Raw genomic sequence first — 21815 nt, 5'->3', positions numbered from 1 at the left:
TTATGAAACTTTTTTAGATAAAACAGGGTAACCCAGCTTAGTAATTGTTGACTCCAACTGCTCAACGGTCACTTTCGTTCCGTCAAAATCTACCTTTACCTTGCTAGAGTTGAACAACACATTCGTTTCCTTCACACCCTCTTGCTTATGAAGAGCACTCTCAATCTTCTTTACACAGGATGGGCAAGAGAGAGTTTCCAGTTGAAATTTAACAGTCGTCATATAGATCGCCTCCGAAATAGTTTGAGTAGTCACTCTGTTTCTATCTCTAGTCTACCTTCGCACACCTTTTGATTCCTTGATCTAGATCAATTTAGCAAATTTATGGCTTTGCTTTTTTAGCTCTTTACAGATAAGGTTGAAGATACTACTAAATTTGACTCGAAAAAGGATGAACCTGAATTGAATAATCGTAACTCGCTATCTCATTTTATATATACCTATGCCTGTCGTGTGGATGAGCAGTCTTTATGTCAACTAGAGTTGCGCTCGCTGTTTGGTATGGAGCCACCCGCCAGCATCCTTCAAAGTGAAATCTCTATAGATCCTAGTCGCAGCCCGTTTCTTAAAGAAAGAATCGAAGTGCTCTACGAGGGTGACACCCTGCCCGATATACTAGAACAAGTGCAAGAGATTCAGATGAATGATGCCACTTTCAAGGTTATTTTTGTGAAAACAAATGATCTGGACCCCACTGAAAAAGTAGAGTACACCGATCGCCGCGCGATTGAGCGAGAAATGGGCATGCATATTACCGGAGAAGCAGATGTCCATCACCCGGATCATGAGTTTGGTCTCGTAACCCTTGGTGGGCGCTGGTTCTTTGGCCATTACGTGAAAAATAAAGCAACTTGGCTTCATCACATGAAGAAACCACGCAGTTACTCCATTGCTCTTAACACACGGGTAGCAAGGGCTGCGGTCAATATTGCTGTTCCTAATCCGGTAGGTATCAAAGCCATTGATCCTTGCTGCGGAATCGGAACTGTGCTTGTAGAGGCACTCTCGATGGGCATCGACATCGTTGGGGGAGATATCAATCCCTTTATCGCTCGTGGGGCGCGTGAGAATATTGCTCATTTTGGGTTTCAATGTGAAGTCACCTTGGGGGCCATATCAACAATCTCTGAGCACTACGACGTAGCCATTATCGATATGCCTTATAACTTGTTCTCGACAACCACTCCCGAGGAGCAACTTTCTATCCTCCAGCATACGCGCCGCATCGCGACAAAAGCGGTCATTATCACAATTGAACCGATCGACGAGATGATTGCAACCGCTGGATTCACCATCACAGATCGCGGTGTTGCCAAGAAGGGGAATTTCACTAGGCACATTTTAGTTTGTTTATGACTCTATTATGGATGCAAAAAAAGAGGTTAAACCCGGAATGCGGGTTTAACCTCTTTTCGTCATTTAAAGTACTACTTCTGGGGTTTCTTTGATTTGTTTGCTTCGCAATTGTCCACAAGCGGCATCAATATCTGTCCCATGTTCTAAGCGAACGGTACAATTAACTCCCTGCTTCTTCAATGCATCATAGAATAGCAGGATTGATTCGTGCTCGCTTCGTTGATACTGACTATGCTCATCAACCGGGTTATATGGAATCAAGTTTACACTGGCAAGCTGTTGTTTATCACGAATTAGCTCCGCAAGCTCCAGCGCATGCTCTACACGGTCATTTACATCTCTTAGCAAAATATACTCGAACATAATTCTTCGATTCGTTTTGGTCAGATAGTAATCCACCGCATCCATCAATTTTTCAATTGGATTGGCACGGTTTATCTTCATGATTCGTGTTCGAAGCTCATCATTTGGCGCATGTAATGAAATCGCTAAGTTTACCTGCGTATTCGCATCAGCAAACTCCTTAATTTTATCAGCAAGTCCACTGGTCGATACGGTAATACGTCTGCCAGCAATGGCTAATCCCTTACGATCCTTAATTACATCTATGAAATCGATCATGTTTGCAAAATTATCAAACGGCTCGCCAATCCCCATCACCACAACATGAGTCACAAGTTCGTCTTGTTTGGCAGCATCCAGATGATGTTGGACTTTCATGATTTGCTCCACAATTTCACCACTAGATAGATCACGGCTTTTCTTTAACAAGCCACTCGCACAAAAACTACAGCCGATATTACAACCTACCTGCGTTGTTACACAAACAGATAGCCCAAACTTCTGTCTCATTAATACCGTCTCAATCAAATTTCCGTCCTTTAACCGGAACAGAAACTTAATCGTACCGTCTGTTGATTCTTGCTTCACATGTTCTTCTAGCGTTTGGATAACAAAGTGCTGTTCCAATAGTTCGGTACACTCTTTATTGACATCTATCATGTCAGAGAATTGTATTACCCGTTTCTTGTATAGCCAATCCCAGACTTGTGATGCCCGAAATTTTCTATGTCCATGTTCCAACAGCCATGCTGTCAGTTGCTCAAATGTTAATCCATAAATGGATGTTTTGCTCATTCGCTTATCCTCTTTTCAAACATTAAAATTCTGTTCAATGATTCAATTCATATAATTGTCCCAAATTTTTATTATTAAAACAAGAGGAGCCGAAAAAAATTAAAAAAGAAGACATTAAACCAATAAAGTGCCCTTACGTTTCCTTTAAGGTAACGTTGAGGACACTCTAAATTGACGATCTGGGTATGCATTAACTACACAATTCTTATTTCAAGTAGCTCATATCTAATAATGCCCATAGGTGCCTTCACATTAATTTGGCTACCAATACTTTTTCCCATCATTTCCTTACCTAAAGGACTCTCATAGGATATTTTATTATTCAAAACATCTGCTTCAGCTGGCCCTACAATTTGGTATTCAATCTTCTCAGAAAATTCAATATCATTCAATACGACAGTAGTACCAACGCCCACTTTGTCCCTATCCGCATCATCCAATTCAACTACACGTGCTTTAGTTAGCATCTTCTCCAAGATTAGAATTCGAGTCTCCATGAACGCCTGATCATCTTTGGCAGAGTGATATTCACTGTTTTCCTTCAAATCTCCGAAACTTATAGCTAACTTAAGACGAGCGGCTAGCTCCTTACGTTTCGGGCCTTTCAGGTCCCTTAGTTCTTCCTCTAGCTTAGTTAATCCTTCTCTTGTCAATATAACTTCATCATGCTCATTTGCCATTTTTACAGCTCCCATTTGTCTTGCATTACTTAATTCTAATCTATTTCCACTAAAGAAGGCTAATAAACTTGAGAAAAAGATCAGGTAAATTATAGAACTCTGCAAAAAGGGTGCCTCAAAAGTAGGTTTAACTACCTTCGAGACACCCGATTCTAGATACTGCTACACTTCTAAATTGCGGTTAACATCAATCGATACTAACTGGCTGCAAACCCGATTTCTTTTCCTCTGACTTCACATTCGAGAGATATTCCCCCGTTGCCTCGTGAATGCTTTTAATAAAAGTCACTTCAGCATCTTTTACCGATTGCCCAAGTGAGCTTGGCAAAGCCTCGATGAGGAGATGCATCCCTTCAAATTTCCACTTCATAGCTTTAACTAATAACTTTTCATCCATACGAATCAACCCCCAAAACGTATTTTTAACGTTTCTTCCACAAATTCTGCACCCTTTACGGTTAGACTCTGCAATGTACGAGGTAACGTGATGATTCTTTTGACATTTCCAACCTTGATAATTAATTCATCAAACTTTTGATTCAAGGATAGATCCTTCTTCTCCGTAAACGGTAGGTAGATCGAAAAGATATATTCAGCGCCATCCTTCACCACCTGCTGCGTTCGCAGATTCGTCTTAATTTCAATGGGATTGTCATTGTCACTAAACATCTCCTTGCCCATCCGTTTCAACATATCAATCCCAACCACCTCTTGGTCAAAAAGAGGAGCGTAATAAATCGGTAACGGTGAAAAGCTATCATGGATCATTTCTTTGTACCGAGCATGAGCATCTTTCCACGCTTTAAAGTAGGGATCTGTAACAGAATCGGGTATAACCCGATTGACAACAATGCCATCTACGTTGAAATCGTAAATATTGAGATAGGTGAAGCTTCGTTGAGCCTCTTTAATCACCATTTTCTCTGGATTAACAACAATCCGAATGCTTGTCGTCTCACGATCCGCAATTATTTGTCTCATCTCATCTAGTTGATAGTACACATTATCAAGTTCATCCATAACGGAATCGGATGGCATCGGAATACCCGTTAAAGGGCCAATTACCGGTCTTGCTACCTTTAGCATCTTCTTTTTAATCGGAAATAGCTTCTCCATCCACCAACGGAAGATATCAGGAAAACTGAGTAAAGCCAAAGTTTCACCTGTCGGAGCACAGTCAATAATGACAACATCAAAGGTCTTCTCTTTGTAATATTGCAGTATCCTTAATAGGCTCAGCAGATCCTCCATCCCAGGGAAAACAGTTAATTCTTCGGTTGTAATATCTTTTACGGCCTTAGAGGTAAGTAATGTGGTCATATATTGTTGGATCTTACCCCAGCCCTTTTCCACCTCATGAATGGTATCGATCTCTTGTGCCCACAGATTTTTCTCAATTTCAATTGGCTCCGAAGAAAGCTGTCTATCCAATGAATCGCCCAAGCTATGGGCTGGATCTGTACTTACGACTAATGTTTTTAGCCCTTGCGCAGCGCTCTGTACCGCGGTTGACGCAGCAACACTTGTCTTACCTACGCCACCTTTCCCTGTATACAAAATAATTCTCATCTTGAATTCCCTCCTGTTTATTTTCTCGAAGAGTTAAGCATTTAAATTTAATTTCGTGTTCAGTATATTTCGTATGTCGAAGTATTTAATATATATAAAGCCCACATGGTGGGCGAATTATTTCTAATCGATTTTAATTTGGGTTAATACAGATGGTTGTTGTTCTGCTGGTGCGGCATCCGCACTCTTCTCACGAAACAGTTGACCGATTTTGAGAAATATACTGAATAATAAGCTCTTCTCCTCATCGGTTAGTGCTTGGTCGATCAGCGTTACATATTCCGAAATTTGCTTCTTTAGTTCATAAACTACCTTCTCGCCTGTCTCTGAGAGAGCAATGACGACAATCCTACGGTCTTCTTCACTTCTGTTGCGTTTCATGTACTTGAGCTTAACTAGACGATCTACAATTCCTGTGGCTGTACTCATCGGCACATTGGAGTATTCCGCCATTTGGCTCATCGTAATTTCTCCATACCTATCCAGCATGATCATCATAAGAAGCTCTGTCTTTGAGAGAGTAAGATCCAAATTTATGATTTCTTCTGGGAAGAGGATGGTTCTGATATTGCTAAGTATCAGATCTATAAGTTTGTTCAAGTCTGGCATTAGTTCATCCTCCGAATACTTTGGTTTCCGAAATAAATGATTTAAGAGCATCTTACTGCTCTTTTTATTTGTTGTCAATAACCATAGTTAATCCATTCTTTTTGATTGTACAATCTACAACGGCAGGCCATCCTCCAGTTTAGTCAAAGCCGCATCTAATACTGTTGCGAAATTGGCATCCGGATGATCTGCACAATAGAGCATCACCGAAATATTCACTCCAATAATCGCCCCGGCGAATGTACGCACAGCTATGTCATCCGGCTTAGAACCAATACGTTTTGCGACCATCTCTGCGATTAACTGCATCATCTGCGTCAGATTGTTCAGCATCGCTGCACGCAGCTCTGGGACCATCATAATCAGTTGGTTTCGTTCACGCGCCATCTCCAGTTCATCCTCAGGCGTACCGGCTACTTCCGAGATCATTGCACCACGTATAGCCTGAAGTGGACTCAAATGAGGTGGCTGGTTTTCAAATGCAGTGATGAGTAGAGGATCATAGTTGTCAGTAATCACCACGTCCTCCTTGGTCGCAAAGTATCGGAAAAAGGTACTGGGAGAGATCTCCGCAGCATCCGCAATTTGTTCCACTGTAGTCGCTTTATAACCTTGCTCGCGAAATAGTCGCATAGCGTGCATTTGGATCGCTGTCATGGTCTTGGCCTTTTTACGCTCACGCAATCCCATGATCATTTTATTATCTGATGACACTTTATTCTTCACTCCTTAATGCTAGTTTAGTTCGTTCAGACTCCATTTCTCCATTCACTCTACATTATAATGACACTTTATTCCTTTTGATTGTTTATGTCAATTTTGTCAATCCGTCAATAATTAAATTTCCACAAAGAAAAAAACCGCTCCTGGAAAGAACGGTTAGTACGGTACCACTACAAATCCCGGTGGATAAGCTTGAGCCCGCCCGCGACGCTTCCTACTGCGAACAAAGCGAGAGCCCCCATAACAGTACCGATCGGTAGTCCGCCTCCTTGGCTGATAGCGTACACATCGAACAAATGAAAAGACTTCTACCAGATTCCTTAACTACTCGATCACCACTTACTATCCAACGGTAGTCTGCTCAAGCTCCGATTTCACATTACGATCTACCCGCGTCTGCAAGAAGCTCAACGTTATTAGAACACCTAGAGCAGCAACACCCCCACACACCCACAACGTGATCTCCATTCCGTGAATAAAGGATGATCTCACCGAATCGATCAATGTGGTCGAATTGATCTGGCGTGCCACCGCTACACCGGCTGATACATTTCGTCGTACCGACTCCGCGGCTTCCCCAGATAACCCGTGCAAATCCAGTTTATTTCGATACCCAGTACTTAGTAAGGTCCCCAGGATAGCTACTCCCATTGTCCCCCCGACTTGCCGCATGGCCATGATCAGCGCTGAGCCCACACCACTCCGCTCGGCCGAAAGTGCGGAAATGGTTGCATCCATAACCGCAGGTAACGCAAACCCAATGCCAAGTCCGGTAATTGTGATCCATACCGAAGTAAAGCCGTATCCAGTGTCTATACCGGTATTGGTTCCGACAATCAGACCTGTCGCAAGCACCAGAAAACCGAGTGCAATGGGGATCTTAGCCCCAAACCGTGACTGAAGTTGGTCAGATATTTGTGATCCCACTAAGAGGCCACCAACTAGCGGCAGTAATTGCAGACCGGCTCTTTGCACATCCACCCCTCCGACCGCTAGAAAATATTGCGGCATCAGAAATAACACCCCGAACATAGCAAAGGATATAACCGTAGCTAGTATCGTACCCCAAGTGAAGCTAGACGAACGAAATAACGAAAGGTCAATGAGTGGGTGACTAACTCGCCGCTCCCAAAGGACAAAGCCCACAAGAACCAATAAACCCGCTATCAATGTAATCAACGTTACGGGTTCTCCCCAACCTTTCTCTCCTATTTCAATTACACCGTATGTTACACCGACCAGCCCTAGGCTTGAGGCTATCACACCAATGAAATCTACCCGTTGGCTCATCTTACTTCGAGATTCCGGTAGCAATATGAAAACTGCGAATAAAGCGAGAACAACTAACGGGATGTTAATTAGGAAAACGGAACCCCACCAGTAGTTGTTGAGTAACCATCCCCCTACTATAGGTCCAAGCGGAATGCCAAATGCATTAGCCATCATCCAAATCCCAATTGCCTTAGGGCGTTCCTTTTCAGAAAACAACACCGGGATGATGGACATGGACAATGGTACCAACAGTGCTGCACCAAGACCCAGAAATGCGCGCCCAGCGATTAATTCCCATGCGGAACCTGCATAGGCACATCCCACCGAGGCCACTCCAAACAAAGTCAGCCCAATAATTAGCATCTTCTTACGCCCTAAACGATCACCAAGCAATCCTGCAGGAAGTAACGCAGCAGCAAAGACCAAATTATACGCATCAGCAAACCATTGGAGTTCTCCGTTCGTTGCATGCAAGTCTGTAGCTAAGATAGGTAAAGCCAAATTAAGAATTGTCATGTCTAAACCAACCGCTAGTATGCCGATAGCCAGTGCGCCTAACACCCACCATCTGTGATTTCCTTTGAGTTCCACGATAGTTACCACCTTTCAACATTAACTTCATATCGAGATACTATATCATTTGATAGTTACTGTCAAATTATTTAGTTGTAGTTAACGAAGTTCAATCCGTTAAAATAAAATAACAAAAGGCCGGAAGCCCTTAACAGGTACCGACCTTTTGTTATTTCATTTGGGGTCCAAAGTCACTTAAACTTATTAGGGAATTGTTTGATAATTCCATCCGCAAGGATATCAGCGAACATAATCATATGGTCCAAACCCTTATCATAAGCATTAATGCTACCGTTCCAGTCCTTATGAAGCCTTGCTGTTACATCATCCGTTATTAATTTCAGATGCTCATATAACATGTCTTGCAGTTCTTTTTTGGACCAATTGGGATTCGCCTTACTGAGAAAATCAGCAATATCATCTGCATTTCTATGCCACTCTTTATTGTACTTCTCGAGGTCTGCCTGATTGCCAGCCTTTGCTGCATCTAGTACTTTCCCCGCGAGTAGGATATGCTCACGCAATATTTCAGCCAGTTTGTCACCAGCCGCATCGCCATAATATGGTTTGATCGCATTGCCAATATCCTGCTGATTCTTCAAAAGCCTTGCTAGTACTTGTTGTTGGTCCTCCAAACCTGCAATAGCGCTTACGATATATTCTCGCGTCCACCTTACATGATCGATCCAAAGTTTTCTTAAATCCCACTTCAGATCTACCTTCGATTGACTCAGACAATCCTTTTGTGCAAGGACTGGATCGTCCCCTGTGGCCGCCTTAGCGTGTAGGGGTACCAAATTCAGAACTAGAAATATACTCAACAGCGTTAGTTTTAGAAGCCTGCTTTTCATCGTACCTTCTCCTTTTAAGCTTGGATTAAATTCCTGGTATATTATGCACTTTTCAGGACAATCCATTCATAAAAAAACAGCTCCAACAGGTAATATACCTGTTGGAGCTGTGCCGCACCTCGTAATGTAAAACTTAGTAGAACTTAACCAGTTGCTCGATAATTTCGCTGTTGGATCCACCTACGAGTGTCTGGAACTGAGGTTTATCGAATAAAGCTTCAATTTGCGTTGGCGACGTTTGCTCGATGTTAACCAAACGAATCGCTTCGTCAAACTTCGCTGGATGCGCTGTAGACAGGGCAACGGTCACTTCACCCTCGCTTGTGAATTGCTCTGCTGCTGCCACACCGCAAGCGGTGTGCGGGTCAAGCAAGTAATCATTTGATTCATAATACTTGCTGATAGTACGCAGGCATTCTTCGCCTTGTACACCATAAGCGACAAAATCAGCTTGAACCTTAGCCAGCTTATCCGCTGGGATCACAATTTTACCATCGACTTTGTATTGGTCCATGATCGCGGAAATCGCTTGTGCATCTTCGCCATGAAGGAAATAGAGGTACCGTTCGAAGTTGCTCGCAACCTGAATATCCATAGATGGACTGTAAGTGCTATGGAACTCTCCTGGTTGATATACGCCCTCATTCACGAAACGCTCTAAGATATTGTTCTCATTGGTAGCAAGAATCAGCTTGTGAATCGGAAGCCCCATGCGTTTAGCTAAATAACCTGCAAAGATGTCACCAAAGTTACCTGTTGGTACGCTGAAGTTAACCTTCGCGGCCGGATCCTTCTTCGTAAGTTGGAAGTATGCGTAGAAGTAATACACCGTTTGTGCCAAAATACGTGCAATGTTGATAGAGTTAATGGCACGCAAGTGGTAACGGTGTTTAAAGTCTACATCGGCGAATAACTCTTTGATGATGCGTTGGCAATCATCGAAGTTACCCTCCACAGATAGATTCAACACATTGGCATCATCAACCGTCGTCATTTGTAATTCTTGCACCTTACTTACTTTCTGATGTGGATGCAGGATACAGATGCGAATACCTTCCTTACCACGTACACCTTCGATCGCTGAAGCTCCAGTATCGCCGGAAGTCGCACCGAGAATATGAATGATCGAATTGTCTTTACGAGAGATGTACGAATATAGGTTGCCTAAAAATTGTAATGCTATGTCTTTGAATGCAAATGTAGGCCCGTGAAATAACTCAAGAATTTGAAGACTATTATTCATCGAGCGTACAGGAGTGACCTCCGCGTCGCGGAATGTTGCATAACTATCGTCGACAAGCTTCTTCAAGTCTTCACGTGGAATTTCCTCGCCAATATATAGCGAAAAGATTTCCAGCGCTAAATCCTGATAAGAAAGTTGTTGCCATTGCTTCAAAGTCTCTTCAGATACTTGCGGGATGTGTTTCGGAACGAGTAGTCCGCCATCATCGGCGAGTCCCATCATCACGGCATCGATGAAGCCGATCGCTCCTACTTTCCCCCGAGTGCTAATGTAGTCCATAATAATCTCCTTATACGAGTCAGTTTTCAGCTATTGTATCAAAAAAATGCGTCGCTGCGTATGGTCTAGCAAATAATTTACAGCAAATTATGAAAATACCCAAATTTCATTCTTGTATGGGCATCTCCCGGGGATAGCATAAAGAATAAAGCTGGAATAGGTTTGGCCCATTCCAGCTTTAAATATTGCCCTATTTCTTTTCTACTAAAGTCACGTTATCCAATAAAATATTATGAGAAATAAATTGTTCTCCTGGAACATTTTGACTACCAAGCAAGAAAACTAGCTTAGCATTTGGATCACCTGAATCACCAACGGAGAAAACATACGTGAATGTCTGCTTATCAGACGTAAGATCCAGCGTCTCCGCCAAGTGTTTCCCGCTTGAACCGTCAGGAATTGAGTTAACTACGATATCTACCCCAATCCGTTTATCCAGACTTGAACTAGCATCGAAGGAGAGGGTATACGTGGTACCGCTCTTTAAATTCAACTTATTCTGATAGATTTGGGTTGACCAAGAGTTCCATCCGTCATAGTTCTTAAAGTCAACTTTTAACTCGCCATCCGCTGCAGAGATCTCCGCATTTGAACCATCATTTGTATATATATCCCATGATTCGGTACCTTGTGAGAAGTCACCATTCAATAGGTCATGTCCTTCCGTCCCAGGAGATGGATTCGTCACTTCCCTAATCTCAATATCATCTAGATACAATGTGTGAGGTGTGTCAAACTCAGTTACACCCTTACCAATTAAGAAATTAAGCTTGAGCGGCTTGGAGGAATCTACAGTAAATTGTTTCTTATATACTGCTTCCGTTGCAGTAATATCGAACTTCGCAGATCCACCTGATGTGTCTGAGAATTCTACGGTAATATCACGCGCCACTGTAGACCAAGCTTTGAAGCTAAGCTCATAGGTTTTACCCGCCACCATCGGAATGTTGGCCTGATAAAACTGATTGCTCCAGTTATTCGGCCCTTTACCTGTGATATCTAGTTTGGCAGTTCCATCTTCAACCGAGAAGTCAAAAGCCCCTCCATCCCCTGTCCAGGTCACCCATGCGTTTGAAACTTCATCAAAAGAGCCTTGAGTGACCAAATTTCCATTTGCTGAAAGTATCGGCTGGTTCACCATAGCATTTGCATAACCCTCAGCTTTGACAATGATCTCATAACGTTCGGCTGAGGAAAATAGAGACCCATCTAAAGTTAATATTCCTTCTTGAATGTCATATTTCTGCCCATCTACGGCTTTCCCATTAAGAAGTACCGTATTTATCGCTTTCCTCCACGCTTCATTGTCACTGAAGGTGATTGCTATCGTATTACCCGGATTGTTACCCGTACTGTCAGCTTTCAAAACAGGCGGCTTCAGACCAGGTGCATCTTTCACTTTTAACTCCACGTTATCGATCCATACTTCGTGGCTATCGCTGATCACACCGTCTCCGACATTTCCGAGCAAAAACTTCAAACCAACCATTTCTTTGTTTGGCGTCTGGAACTCATAAGTAAAGCGAGTTACATCATTGGTCAAATCAACCGTCTTAGAGATATAAGATGCATAACTTGCATTCTCCACCGAAACCTTCATTTTTCGATTCATTGAGGATTTGGCATCGAACTCCAGAATATAGGTCAATCCTTTAGAGACGGCTAACCCTTCCTGGAAAAACAACACGGAATGTGGTTTAGTTCCACTATTCGTAATGGTTACCTTGGCCATATCATCTTCAAGGGTAGCGTTTGAAGCTCCGCCTCCCTCTGGGTTAACAAGCTGCCACGGTTCCAACCCTTCACTGAAATCGCCATTGATGAGCGGATAGAATACGGTATCTGGATCGAAATATACCGATGTTCGAACCAGTCTAATATTATCCAATTCAATGGTCCCGGTCTTTCCTCCCAGATGGAATATAATCTGTGAAGCTTCATCTGTTTCCGCCAACATTTTGAATTGTGTGGTAACATTCTCCTTGGAAGATCTCAGTGTCAGCGACTGCTTGCCATAAGAAGTTCCATTCTTGCTTGTTAGTTCAACTTCGATCTCCCGATCTGCTGAGGCTTTAGCATCAAAAGATAGTTCGTACTCCAACCCCTTGATCAAAGAAATCCCTTTCTGGACCAACTGAACGCTGGACTTATCGGTTCCTCCCGATGTTATGTTTAAGTTCAATTTGCGTTGGGCTGGATCAACACTTGCCTTTACTTTGGCTCCGTCTTCCTCAAGGATATGCCAATAGCTCAAGCGATTTACCTCACCTTGGTCAAACGTTCCGTTGTAAATATGGTTTCCATCAGCGAGTGGTACCTTCGGTACGTCATGATCAAATTCAAGAGAGTCGACCTCAACCAACCGCACGTTGCCTAACCATACTGGATGAGTATTCAGTCCCATGTTAAACTCGATCCGCGCCGCGATGTCACCATCTTGCTTCATTTGGAACGGTAACTCATAGTGGTTGAATTCGTTGTTCAAGTCTGCTTGTAGAGCTTGCGAATAAGCCGCAAAACCTCTTGAGCTACCGCCCGTTAATTTGACGCTCATATTGCGGGAGTCGTCCGACTTGGCGTCAAAGCTTAGTTTGTAATACCTTCCCTTGGCCAAAGAGACGATACCAAGCGGTTGAATGGAATACGGCTGATTGCCCGCAGTTGTTATCGACACCTTGGCATAGTTCTTCCCATCTATATTCTCAATCGTTAGGTCGCCTGCTCCTCCTTCTCCTATAAATAAATTCCAATAATCAGTGTTTACCACACCTTCAATGTTAGGAATTCCTGATGTTTCGTTATGCTTAGTGAAATCTCCGTTACGCATCAAGTTACCGTCTTCTAACGCCGCAATGGAACCTGCAGGGTAATCCTCTTTAGGTGTAGACGGTACCACTGGTTCCCGGTATTCACGGCCTGTCAATTCATATACACGAACATAGTCCACCAGCATCTTTGCCGGGAATTCCGTATCTGCTGTAGGGTCTCCGTCAAAATGACCACCCACTGCCAAGTTCAAAAGGAGATGAAATGGCTTATCAAACGGTGCCGGGTAGGCATTGTTTGCCGGTTGGCCTACACTCTTGCTAAACCAATCATTCTGCGTCGCATAGAGCTTACCATCTACATACCAGCGAATTTCACCGGGCTCCCACTCAAGGCCGTATACATGGTAGTCTTCGGTAGTACCCCCGTTCTCAAAACGATACTCCTTGCCGGTATAGGTATTATTAGGCCACTGCCCCCCATAGTGAAGGGTGCCGCCAACTTTCCCTGTGTCACTTCCCCAACCTTCCATAATATCAATTTCCCCAGAAGCTGCCCACACACCGTATGCATCATGCTCAGGTAACATCCAGATAGCTGGCCATAATCCCTTGCCACTGGGAGCTTTAGCGCGAATATCAAATTTTCCATACTTCTTACTGAACAATCCCTTTGTCTTGATTCTCGAGGATGTGTAATCAAAACCATTGAATTTTTGTGATTCTTTTACTGCGGTAATGACCAGATTTCCATCTTCGACACTCACATTCTCAGGACGATCCGTATAATATTCCAACTCATTGTTGCCCCATCCCGGATTACCTACCGATTCGCCATTACCGAGGTCGAAGGTCCATTTGGAGCGATTGAGTTCATTTCCACTAAACTCGTCACTCCACACTAACGTCCATGGGCTAGATGGAACCTCCCCGCCCGGTCCTCCCCCAGAGTTATTACCACCATCTGAAGTTTGAGTCCCCCCAGTTGGAGCAGACTCAGAGGATTTAACATTAAAATAATTGCCTTGTGATTGAATCCTTCCGTTAACAGTTGACGCTACAGCTTGCGCAGAGACGACCAGCTTAACAATCTCAGCTCCACCTACAAGACGGATCGTGGCTGGGCCATTTAGAACTAGCTCTTTCACCGTGCCTGAGATCGTAATGATTGGCATTTGACCATCTGTACCTTGTCTCAAAGGAACAACAACCTCATCGTAATGTCCCGTTAGACTTATATTGGCCGCATTTGGAGCTAGCGCCACTCGACCAAAATTAGCTTTCGGTGCTCCACTGTTGTCTAGATTCGCATCCGCACCAACCCGTGTTTCCTCCACTTGAGTGGATCCGATAAGATGGACCCGAACCCTGCCGTCCGGTCTGTTCACATCCAATCGTTTAACGATGGAATTGTTGACTTCAATCGATTCTTCTCCTCCACCACGGACGAAGAAAGTATCCTCAACCGTGATATTCTCAAGCGAGGCATCTCCATTTCCAAGCCCCTGACTGAAATATAGATTCCCCGTAATCTTTCCATCCTTCAGGATTACATCTGCCTGATTCGCCAGCATATTACCTTGGATTCCACCTACATTTCTTACCCCACTATCATGAACATAGGACACTAACAGACGATCTAAGATGGAAGCAATCTCTCCACGTGTAATGGTCCGATCTGGCCTAAATGTTCCGTCTGGGTAACCCTTGATGTATCCCGCTGAAGCCAAAGTTTGAATGGCTTGAATGGATTCTTCATCAAGAGAACCCGTATCCGAGAATGATACAGCCTCAACTGGCACACTAAGAGCAAATAATTTATTCAAGCTCCATGCGGCTTGCGCTCGGGTCAAATAACCCGTTGCTAAATCTGCAATGTTGATAGTGGGTAAATAACCCGCTTCAAGTGCTTTTGACAAATCCTTAGCATACCAAGCATCTGCAGGAATCTCTGCTGGTACCTGTGCCACTGTCTCTTGGAAGCCAAAAATTCGGTTCATCATGACAACATATTCTACGGTAGTAATTTGACCGTCTGGCCGGAGAGAACCATCCTGATAACCTTGGATAACTCCAGCCGACTTCCAAACTTCAAGCGCTTTTGTAGCCCAATGTTCTTGTTTCGAAACCGGTTTCGATTTTTCGATAGCAAGAACAGCTGAGCCTGAAGAAAAACTGGATACTAGCAACAAAATGGACAACCATAATGCAATCCTCTTCTTCACACTTTCCCTCCTCGATTTTCGTGATAATTTTAGAATCATCACTCCGTTTACTATAAATTACGAAAGTTTCGCAAACGGTTAAAAGCGCTTTCAACACTATAATAGATTCACTTTATTAAAAGGTCAATTGTTTTTTAATCTGCTTTGATTGTTTGTACTTTGCGAAAGTTTCGTGAATTTGTCCCATTTTGTCGTCGAAAATTCCATGTTGAATTTCTCTGCTTTAAACACAAAAAAAGGCTGCCGATATTTTCGACAACCTTTTTTTATCAATCCCCGCTATCTACCTTAAATACCACTCCCCAGCGGCCTCCAGGATTGACTCTGTCTTGTAATTACAGCCGTGACCTTCATCTAAATATTGAATCAGTCGTTTCTCCCTAGGGAGTTGGTTATATAGCTCGTATATATTCCCATCATTAATAAACTTATCCTTCTTGCCGTGAACCAAGAGAACAGGGCTTACATGATCAATATTATCCAACCTTAACAATTCTCCACTCTGTGGGTCGTCGATTATATAGGACAATCGTTCCATGAAGTAATCAGGCATTCTTACATCTTCACTAAGTATAGGACTCACCGATACGACTCTACACACTTTAGGATGTTTACTTCCTTGGATAGCCCAGGTCGCACCTAAAATGGTTCCAAACAAAAAGAGCGGGAGTCCTTCGTATTGTGATGTAGCGAACTCAATCACTTGGTCCACAAATAGATCCCATCTTTGACGAGTTGCTTTATATTCATTGCGGACATAAGTCTCGCCCTGCCCCGGTCCATCAAAGCTCACCGTAACAAAACCCATTTTCGCAAAATGACCTTCCGTTTTAATTGATTCTTCCTTTGAAGAATCAATGGGGTTTAGAATAATCACGCAACCCTTAGGGCGCTTTGGGACGCGTATTCTTCCATAACAATCGTTGCCTTCAACTTGAATAGTAACGTTAATAATCTCATCGGCCACAAGCGTATCTGCTTGCTTATGCATATCCTTGCATCGCTGATACCATTCTTGCTTCTGCGTTCCCGTCTCCGGGAACATCCACTGAATCAAGTTATAGTGCATTCCCACAATTCGATATAATTTTTCTGCTTCACTGGCGGAATTTTGATTAAGTGCACGAACTGCTCTTTGCTCATAATCATCGGCATGCTTGTACAGAATTCGAGTCCATTCCTCAAGACTATTAAAACGCTGGCGTAACTCACGCATCGTCTGTTTGGGAATATCATTTGTAATCCATCTATCCCAAAATCCTCTGAAAAGGAAACTCATCATCATCGTTTTTTCTATGGTACTACTGCAAAAAACCAAGTATATGCCCTCCCTGCCATTTAATGCATAGATCCATATCGATCTAAAACTATCGTTTCGAGGCACCTGTCACTTCTAATATTCTAGATGTTATAAGATGCAAAGGAACTGTGTAGTCTACACAGCCCAGTTCTATTGCCGATCTTGGCATTCCGTATACAATACAGGATTCTTTAGACTCTGCAATGGTTGATTGTGCACCTGCTTGTTTCGCAGACATCATTCCTCTTGCCCCATCGCTTCCCATTCCAGTCATTAAGATGAAGTGCTGCTTGGTATTCTTAATTTGAGCTATGGAATCAAACAGTACATCCACCGATGGACGGTGACCACTAACTTGCGGCTCCTGGTGAAGCTTAATTCTGACTTCTCTATTCTTCTGGATCGCGGTCATATGATAATCACCAGGTGCAATATATACCGTTCCACCTAATACGAGCTCATTATCCTTCGCCTCAACAACTCGGACCGAGGACAAGCGATCTAATCGATCTGCCAATGACTTCGTGAACTTAGGCGGCATATGCTGGACCACTAACAAAGGGTAGGGAAAACTCGCAGGTAAGGCTGTAATTACGGTTTCCAACGCCTTGGGACCTCCTGTTGAGGTGCCTAAGGCCAAAATCTGATCAAACTCCTTCATTAATTCGGTCTCAGCATTGTTCTTTTGAACTAATCCGGCTCTTGGAACTGTTATGTTGTTAACTATTAGATTTCTTAAAGGTATTTGTGCAGCTTGCTTGATTTTGGATACCAACTCTAGCTTCTTATTCACCAAGTCGAAGGAAACTGAACCTGATGGTTTGGAGATGAAATCTACTGCCCCATTCTGCAGCGCAGTAATCGTTGCCGAAGCTCCATCCTGTGTAAGTGAGCTAAGCATCAATACTGGCGTTGGTCGTTGGTCCATGATTTTTATCAAGGCTTCCAACCCGTTCATTTCCGGCATTTCAATATCCAGTGTTACGACATCAGGGCGTAGTTCCTTCACCATACTAACTGCTTCTATGCCATTTCGGGCTGTTCCAATCACCTCTAGTGCAGTATCCTCTGCAATCAGGCGTGAGATGATCTGACGCATAAACACCGAATCATCCACTACGAGTACTTTTATCTTGTACATAACATCTCTACCCCTATTATTGATTAATAATCCCCGATACCTCTATGATTAAAGCTACTTTACCATTGCCTAGTATCGTGGAACCGGCAATACCATCCACTTTACCAACATAAGAACCCAGTGACTTTATAACAATCTCCTGATTTCCAATCAATTCATCTACAGCTAGTGCCAATCTCTTCTCGGCCGATCCGACAATAACTAACTGGATATGGTCTTTCTTCTGTTCTCCTCTGGGTAGGTTAAATTGATCATGCAACCAGACCATCGGAATGATCTCATCACGTAATAAAATAACCGACTGCCCTCGAATGGTTTGGATATCCCCTTGCGTTATTCTTACAATCTCAGCGATATTACTCATCGGGATAATAAAGGTTTGATCATTCAATTTCACAAGTAAACCAATAATGATAGCTAGCGTTAGGGGAAGCTTGATCTTAAAACAAGTCCCATGTCCCCATCTAGTCTCAATATCGATCAAACCGTTGAGATTCTCGATATTACTCCTTACGATATCCATTCCCACGCCACGCCCAGATATGTCGCTTACGCTGCTAGCTGTTGAAAAACCAGGCCGAAAGATCAGATGAACGGCTTCTCTGTCACTTAACAGCATCGCTTCCTCAGCAGAAATGATCCCTTTGCTTAGTGCCGACTGTCTCATTCTCTCTGGGTTAATCCCTGCCCCATCATCTTCCACGTAGATAACAACTTGATTATCTTCATGCGCTGCTCTGATTTGTAGGGTACCTTTGCGCTGCTTGCCGGACAGCTCCCTTTGCTGAGGTAGTTCGATTCCATGATCAATCGCATTCCGAATTAAGTGAATAAGTGGATCAGCGATTTCCTCAATTAGTGTCCGATCTAATTCGGTATCTTTCCCCCCGATAACCAGTTCAATATCCTTGCCTAAATCACGACTTAGATCTCGAATCATTCGCGGAAAACGGTTGAACAACTGCTCAATCGGAAGCATCCTTGCCTTCATCACACTTTCCTGCAAATCACTGATAATTCGAGCAAGATGATCCGATATTTGACTAAGTTCCTCCAAAGAGTCCCCTGTAAACTGTCTCCTTTGGGTACGCTCCACTTGATCAATTCGTGTATGATCAATTACGAGTTCTCCTACTAGATTCATGAGATGATCTAGCCTTTCCACGCTTACACGAATCGTTTGCGTTTTAGACTTATCCCTATTGGATGGATCTTCGTTTATACTTTCGCTCTGCTTCCGGGTCCCTATTTCGGCAAGGACAGCTCTTTCAACTGGTAGAGCTTCCACCTTAACATGCTCAACTTCCGTTAACGCTGCTACCAGGTCCTGTAGTTCCTGACTGCTTTGCTTACCTGCATAGAGGAATTGAACCTCAAGAAGGGTATCCCCTTGTTCTTCGACTTCGATCTTATCGATATCAGGCACGGAGTAGAGCACTTCACCCAAATGGCACAAGTTAGAATGAATCACATAGAAACGTGCTCCTTTTATGACGCAATCCGCAGCAATTTGGACAGTAACCCAATACACCTCAAGCCCCTGGTCCTCAGCCTCTTTTACTTTTAGCGTTGTATCCAAGCTTAATGCTGGTTTAGGCAAATCTTCAGCGTCGTTGTAAGCCTGCTCATCTGGAAGCTTACCAAAGTCTTGCAAGTCACGAACGCATTTCGATATATCCGTTATCGTCTCATTGTTACGCATAATATCTTGTTGTAATTCTTTTAGACAGTCTAGTGATTGGAAGAAAAGATCGATTAACGGTCCTGTCACTCTAAGCACTCTACTCCTTACTAAGTCCAATAGATGCTCCATCTCATGCGTCAATTGCTTCATTTCTTCATAACCCATAGCGGCTGATGAACCCTTTAACGTGTGGGCGGCCCGAAACAGGTCTTGTACGACCCGTTCGGTTTCCCCCTCTTGCTCTAGTTGCAAAATAACATCGTCCATAAGTTGCAGCTGTTCCTCCAGCTCCTCCAGAAAGACCTCTCTATACTCTGATAACATGGGTCATTCACTCCTGTTCATGAAGCAGGATTTCATTCAGCTTCAATATGGCAACCAGACCGCTGTCTATCAAGCCAATTCCTACGAAATAATTGCCATCGATACCACCTATGCGCTCAGGCGGGGCTTGAATATCTGCAAAGGTAGTAACTTTATTTACACGATCTACAATAATTCCTACGGTATCGTTTTGATGATGAACTACGATAATCCGTGTCGTTCTCGAATATTCTCTTACTACAAGATTGAAAAACTTCCGCAAACTTATGACAGGTACGATCTTCCCCCTGAGATTAATTACCCCTTCTACATAGGGTGTAACATTAGGAATTTGCGTGATATCCTGCATCTTAATGATTTCGTGAATATCCTCTATATGAATGGCATATTGTTCTTCGTCGATAGCAAATTCAATATATTGTTCTTGGCCCATAGTCTGCACCATCCCTCCTTTGTTCTCCTCTCCCCATCATTATTTAATTTTGAAAATCGTTACCAAACCATTTAATTCTTCTGCTAGTTGTGCCAAGGATTGGGCAGTAGCAGCCGTTTCTCCACTACTTGCTGCTACTTCTTCCGTGGCTGCAGATATACTCTCAATAGAGTCCAGCACCTCCGATGATTGGGCGGCCTGCTCCTCGCTGGCAGCAGCAATTTCCGTTACTTTATAAGCTGTTTCGTTCACCATAGATAAAATATGTTCAAATGCTTCACCGGTTTTTTGTGAGGAAGCAACTCCTTCTTCTACCGCTTTTACGCTTTGTTGTGTATTTTCTTGCATCCCTTTGATGATTTTCGTAATTTGTTTGGTGGCTTCACTGCTACGTTCAGCTAATTTCCGTACTTCATCAGCTACAACCGCAAATCCCCGTCCTTGATCTCCAGCACGAGCAGCCTCAATAGCTGCGTTTAATGCAAGGAGATTCGTCTGTTCAGCAATATCATCAATCACTTCAATAATCTCACCGATTTTGTTCGAATCTTCCTCAAGTCTGGACATCTGTTCATTCACACGCGTCATTCCGTCAATGGAGACTTGAATCACTTTGCCCCCGTCCTGTGCGATGCTCATCGTTTTGTCAGACAGTTCAGACGCCTGTTCAGCACCATGGGCAACAGAGTTAATCGCTAAGGATAATTCCCGGAATAACTCGTTCATCGTTTGAGCTGCTCCGGCTTGACTCATGCTCCCGCTAGCGATCTCTTCCGTACTAGCTGAAATCTGCTGAGAAGCCGCCGAGACCGTTTCTGCTGAAACTAGTATCCCGCCTACCGTTTGTCTTAAATTCAGAATCATATCATTGACTGAACCCGCCAATAATCCGATTTCATCTTTAGAATCCATATCCGAAGTTTCACTTAAGTCTCCCTTTGCTACCTTAGCTAGTAACAAGACCACACGATTTAATGGTCTTGCTATAACTTGAGAGATGATATATCCCAAGCTAACGCTAACGATAAGAGCAATAACAATAACTGCTATCGTAATTGTTCGTGAAGATAAATAGAGTTTATTTGCGTACTCGCTTGCTTGATTCGCTTGATCCGTATTGACGCTTATCAATTGTTTAAGTATGGCTCCCATTTCGTCAACTGCTGTATTAACATCACTTGTAGTCAAGTATGTTGTGTAGTCCTCGTTACTTATGTTGGTTTCGTTCAATGCAATCGTTTCATCGATGCTGAGGGTATAACTTTCCCAGACAGCGGTTAACTTGTTCAAGATCGCTATTTCCTCTGATCTCAAATCTGTCTTGCCGTATTTTTCAAGTTTAGTTCCGATTTCTTTAATATTATTTTGAATTTGGTCCTTAAACTCTGTTCTCTCATCCGGAGTCTTAGCCATCGTATTGATATCTCGAATATTTATTCTGTTTAGTTGAAGTAATTCATTTACTGCACTAAGATCGGAAATCGGAGTTAATCGATTAGCATACATATCACTAATAGAATCGTCCATTTTGTTTAAGTTACTTATTCCATATAACCCCACAACACCTAAAATGATAGAAACTATAACAAACGCAGATACCAACTTGACCGTTGTCTTCAAATTATAAAACCATTTCATGTTTTAACACCCT

The 21815-nt window shown here is 43.1% G+C and carries 18 protein-coding genes; 1 reads left to right on the top strand and 17 read right to left on the bottom strand.

Going from position 1 to position 21815, the window contains the following annotated elements; genetic code table 11:
* Positions 1-222: a heavy-metal-associated domain-containing protein gene (locus tag EJP82_RS21425; protein ID WP_127194110.1), complete on the bottom strand. Its 222-nt coding sequence runs from the start codon at positions 220-222 to the stop codon at positions 1-3.
* 180 nt (positions 223-402) lie between these two features.
* Here EJP82_RS21425 and EJP82_RS21420 point away from each other — a divergent pair, with 180 nt between their 5' ends.
* Complete coding sequence (locus tag EJP82_RS21420) at positions 403-1356, top strand: TRM11 family SAM-dependent methyltransferase (protein ID WP_170220266.1); 954 nt, start codon at positions 403-405, stop codon at positions 1354-1356.
* A gap of 63 nt (positions 1357-1419) precedes the next feature.
* Here EJP82_RS21420 and rlmN read toward each other — a convergent pair whose 3' ends face one another.
* The 16 genes from rlmN to EJP82_RS21345 form a co-directional block, all read right to left on the bottom strand.
* On the bottom strand, positions 1420-2493 hold the full coding sequence (rlmN, locus tag EJP82_RS21415) for a dual-specificity RNA methyltransferase RlmN (protein WP_127194108.1): 1074 nt from the start codon (positions 2491-2493) through the stop codon (positions 1420-1422).
* 194 nt (positions 2494-2687) lie between these two features.
* Complete coding sequence (gene greA / locus EJP82_RS21410) at positions 2688-3173, bottom strand: transcription elongation factor GreA (RefSeq protein ID WP_127194107.1); 486 nt, start codon at positions 3171-3173, stop codon at positions 2688-2690.
* Between the two features lie 187 nt (positions 3174-3360).
* Entirely contained in the window at positions 3361-3570 is a 210-nt protein-coding gene (locus tag EJP82_RS21405) for a hypothetical protein (RefSeq protein WP_127194106.1), read from the bottom strand.
* A gap of 5 nt (positions 3571-3575) precedes the next feature.
* The gene (locus EJP82_RS21400; RefSeq protein WP_127194105.1) at positions 3576-4742 is read right to left on the bottom strand and encodes an ArsA family ATPase; all 1167 of its coding nucleotides are present in this window, start codon (positions 4740-4742) and stop codon (positions 3576-3578) included.
* Positions 4743-4865: 123 nt separating this feature from the next.
* The gene (locus EJP82_RS21395) at positions 4866-5351 is read right to left on the bottom strand and encodes a MarR family winged helix-turn-helix transcriptional regulator (RefSeq protein ID WP_170220265.1); all 486 of its coding nucleotides are present in this window, start codon (positions 5349-5351) and stop codon (positions 4866-4868) included.
* A 114-nt stretch (positions 5352-5465) separates the two neighbouring features.
* A complete protein-coding gene (locus EJP82_RS21390) occupies positions 5466-6065 on the bottom strand; it encodes an acyl-CoA-like ligand-binding transcription factor (RefSeq protein ID WP_425464361.1) in 600 nt (199 codons plus the stop codon).
* Between the two features lie 179 nt (positions 6066-6244).
* Positions 6245-6370, bottom strand: a complete 126-nt coding sequence (locus EJP82_RS28680; RefSeq protein WP_281278209.1) for a hypothetical protein — start codon at positions 6368-6370, stop codon at positions 6245-6247.
* A gap of 46 nt (positions 6371-6416) precedes the next feature.
* Positions 6417-7937 (bottom strand): MFS transporter, encoded by a 1521-nt coding sequence (locus EJP82_RS21385; RefSeq protein WP_246054372.1) that lies wholly within the window; start codon positions 7935-7937, stop codon positions 6417-6419.
* Positions 7938-8110: 173 nt separating this feature from the next.
* A complete protein-coding gene (locus tag EJP82_RS21380) occupies positions 8111-8770 on the bottom strand; it encodes a glycosyltransferase (RefSeq protein WP_127194103.1) in 660 nt (219 codons plus the stop codon).
* Between the two features lie 133 nt (positions 8771-8903).
* Complete coding sequence (thrC, locus tag EJP82_RS21375) at positions 8904-10292, bottom strand: threonine synthase (RefSeq protein WP_127194102.1); 1389 nt, start codon at positions 10290-10292, stop codon at positions 8904-8906.
* 190 nt (positions 10293-10482) lie between these two features.
* Positions 10483-15282, bottom strand: a complete 4800-nt coding sequence (locus tag EJP82_RS21370; RefSeq protein ID WP_170220264.1) for a carbohydrate binding domain-containing protein — start codon at positions 15280-15282, stop codon at positions 10483-10485.
* Positions 15283-15565: 283 nt separating this feature from the next.
* Positions 15566-16600, bottom strand: coding sequence for an alpha/beta hydrolase (locus EJP82_RS21365; protein WP_127194100.1), 1035 nt, complete (start codon positions 16598-16600; stop codon positions 15566-15568).
* A gap of 49 nt (positions 16601-16649) precedes the next feature.
* Complete coding sequence (locus EJP82_RS21360; protein WP_127194099.1) at positions 16650-17723, bottom strand: protein-glutamate methylesterase/protein-glutamine glutaminase; 1074 nt, start codon at positions 17721-17723, stop codon at positions 16650-16652.
* Positions 17724-17739: 16 nt separating this feature from the next.
* Positions 17740-19731, bottom strand: coding sequence for a chemotaxis protein CheA (locus tag EJP82_RS21355; protein ID WP_127194098.1), 1992 nt, complete (start codon positions 19729-19731; stop codon positions 17740-17742).
* A 7-nt stretch (positions 19732-19738) separates the two neighbouring features.
* Positions 19739-20176, bottom strand: a complete 438-nt coding sequence (locus EJP82_RS21350; RefSeq protein WP_246054370.1) for a chemotaxis protein CheW — start codon at positions 20174-20176, stop codon at positions 19739-19741.
* A gap of 27 nt (positions 20177-20203) precedes the next feature.
* On the bottom strand, positions 20204-21802 hold the full coding sequence (locus EJP82_RS21345) for a methyl-accepting chemotaxis protein (protein ID WP_127194097.1): 1599 nt from the start codon (positions 21800-21802) through the stop codon (positions 20204-20206).
* Between the last annotated feature and the right edge of the window lie 13 nt (positions 21803-21815).

Source organism: Paenibacillus anaericanus, from assembly GCF_003994475.1.
Lineage (GTDB): Bacteria > Bacillota > Bacilli > Paenibacillales > Paenibacillaceae > Fontibacillus > Fontibacillus anaericanus.
The sequence above is the reverse complement of the archived record's forward strand: the minus strand, read 5'-3'. Positions and strand labels throughout refer to the sequence as shown.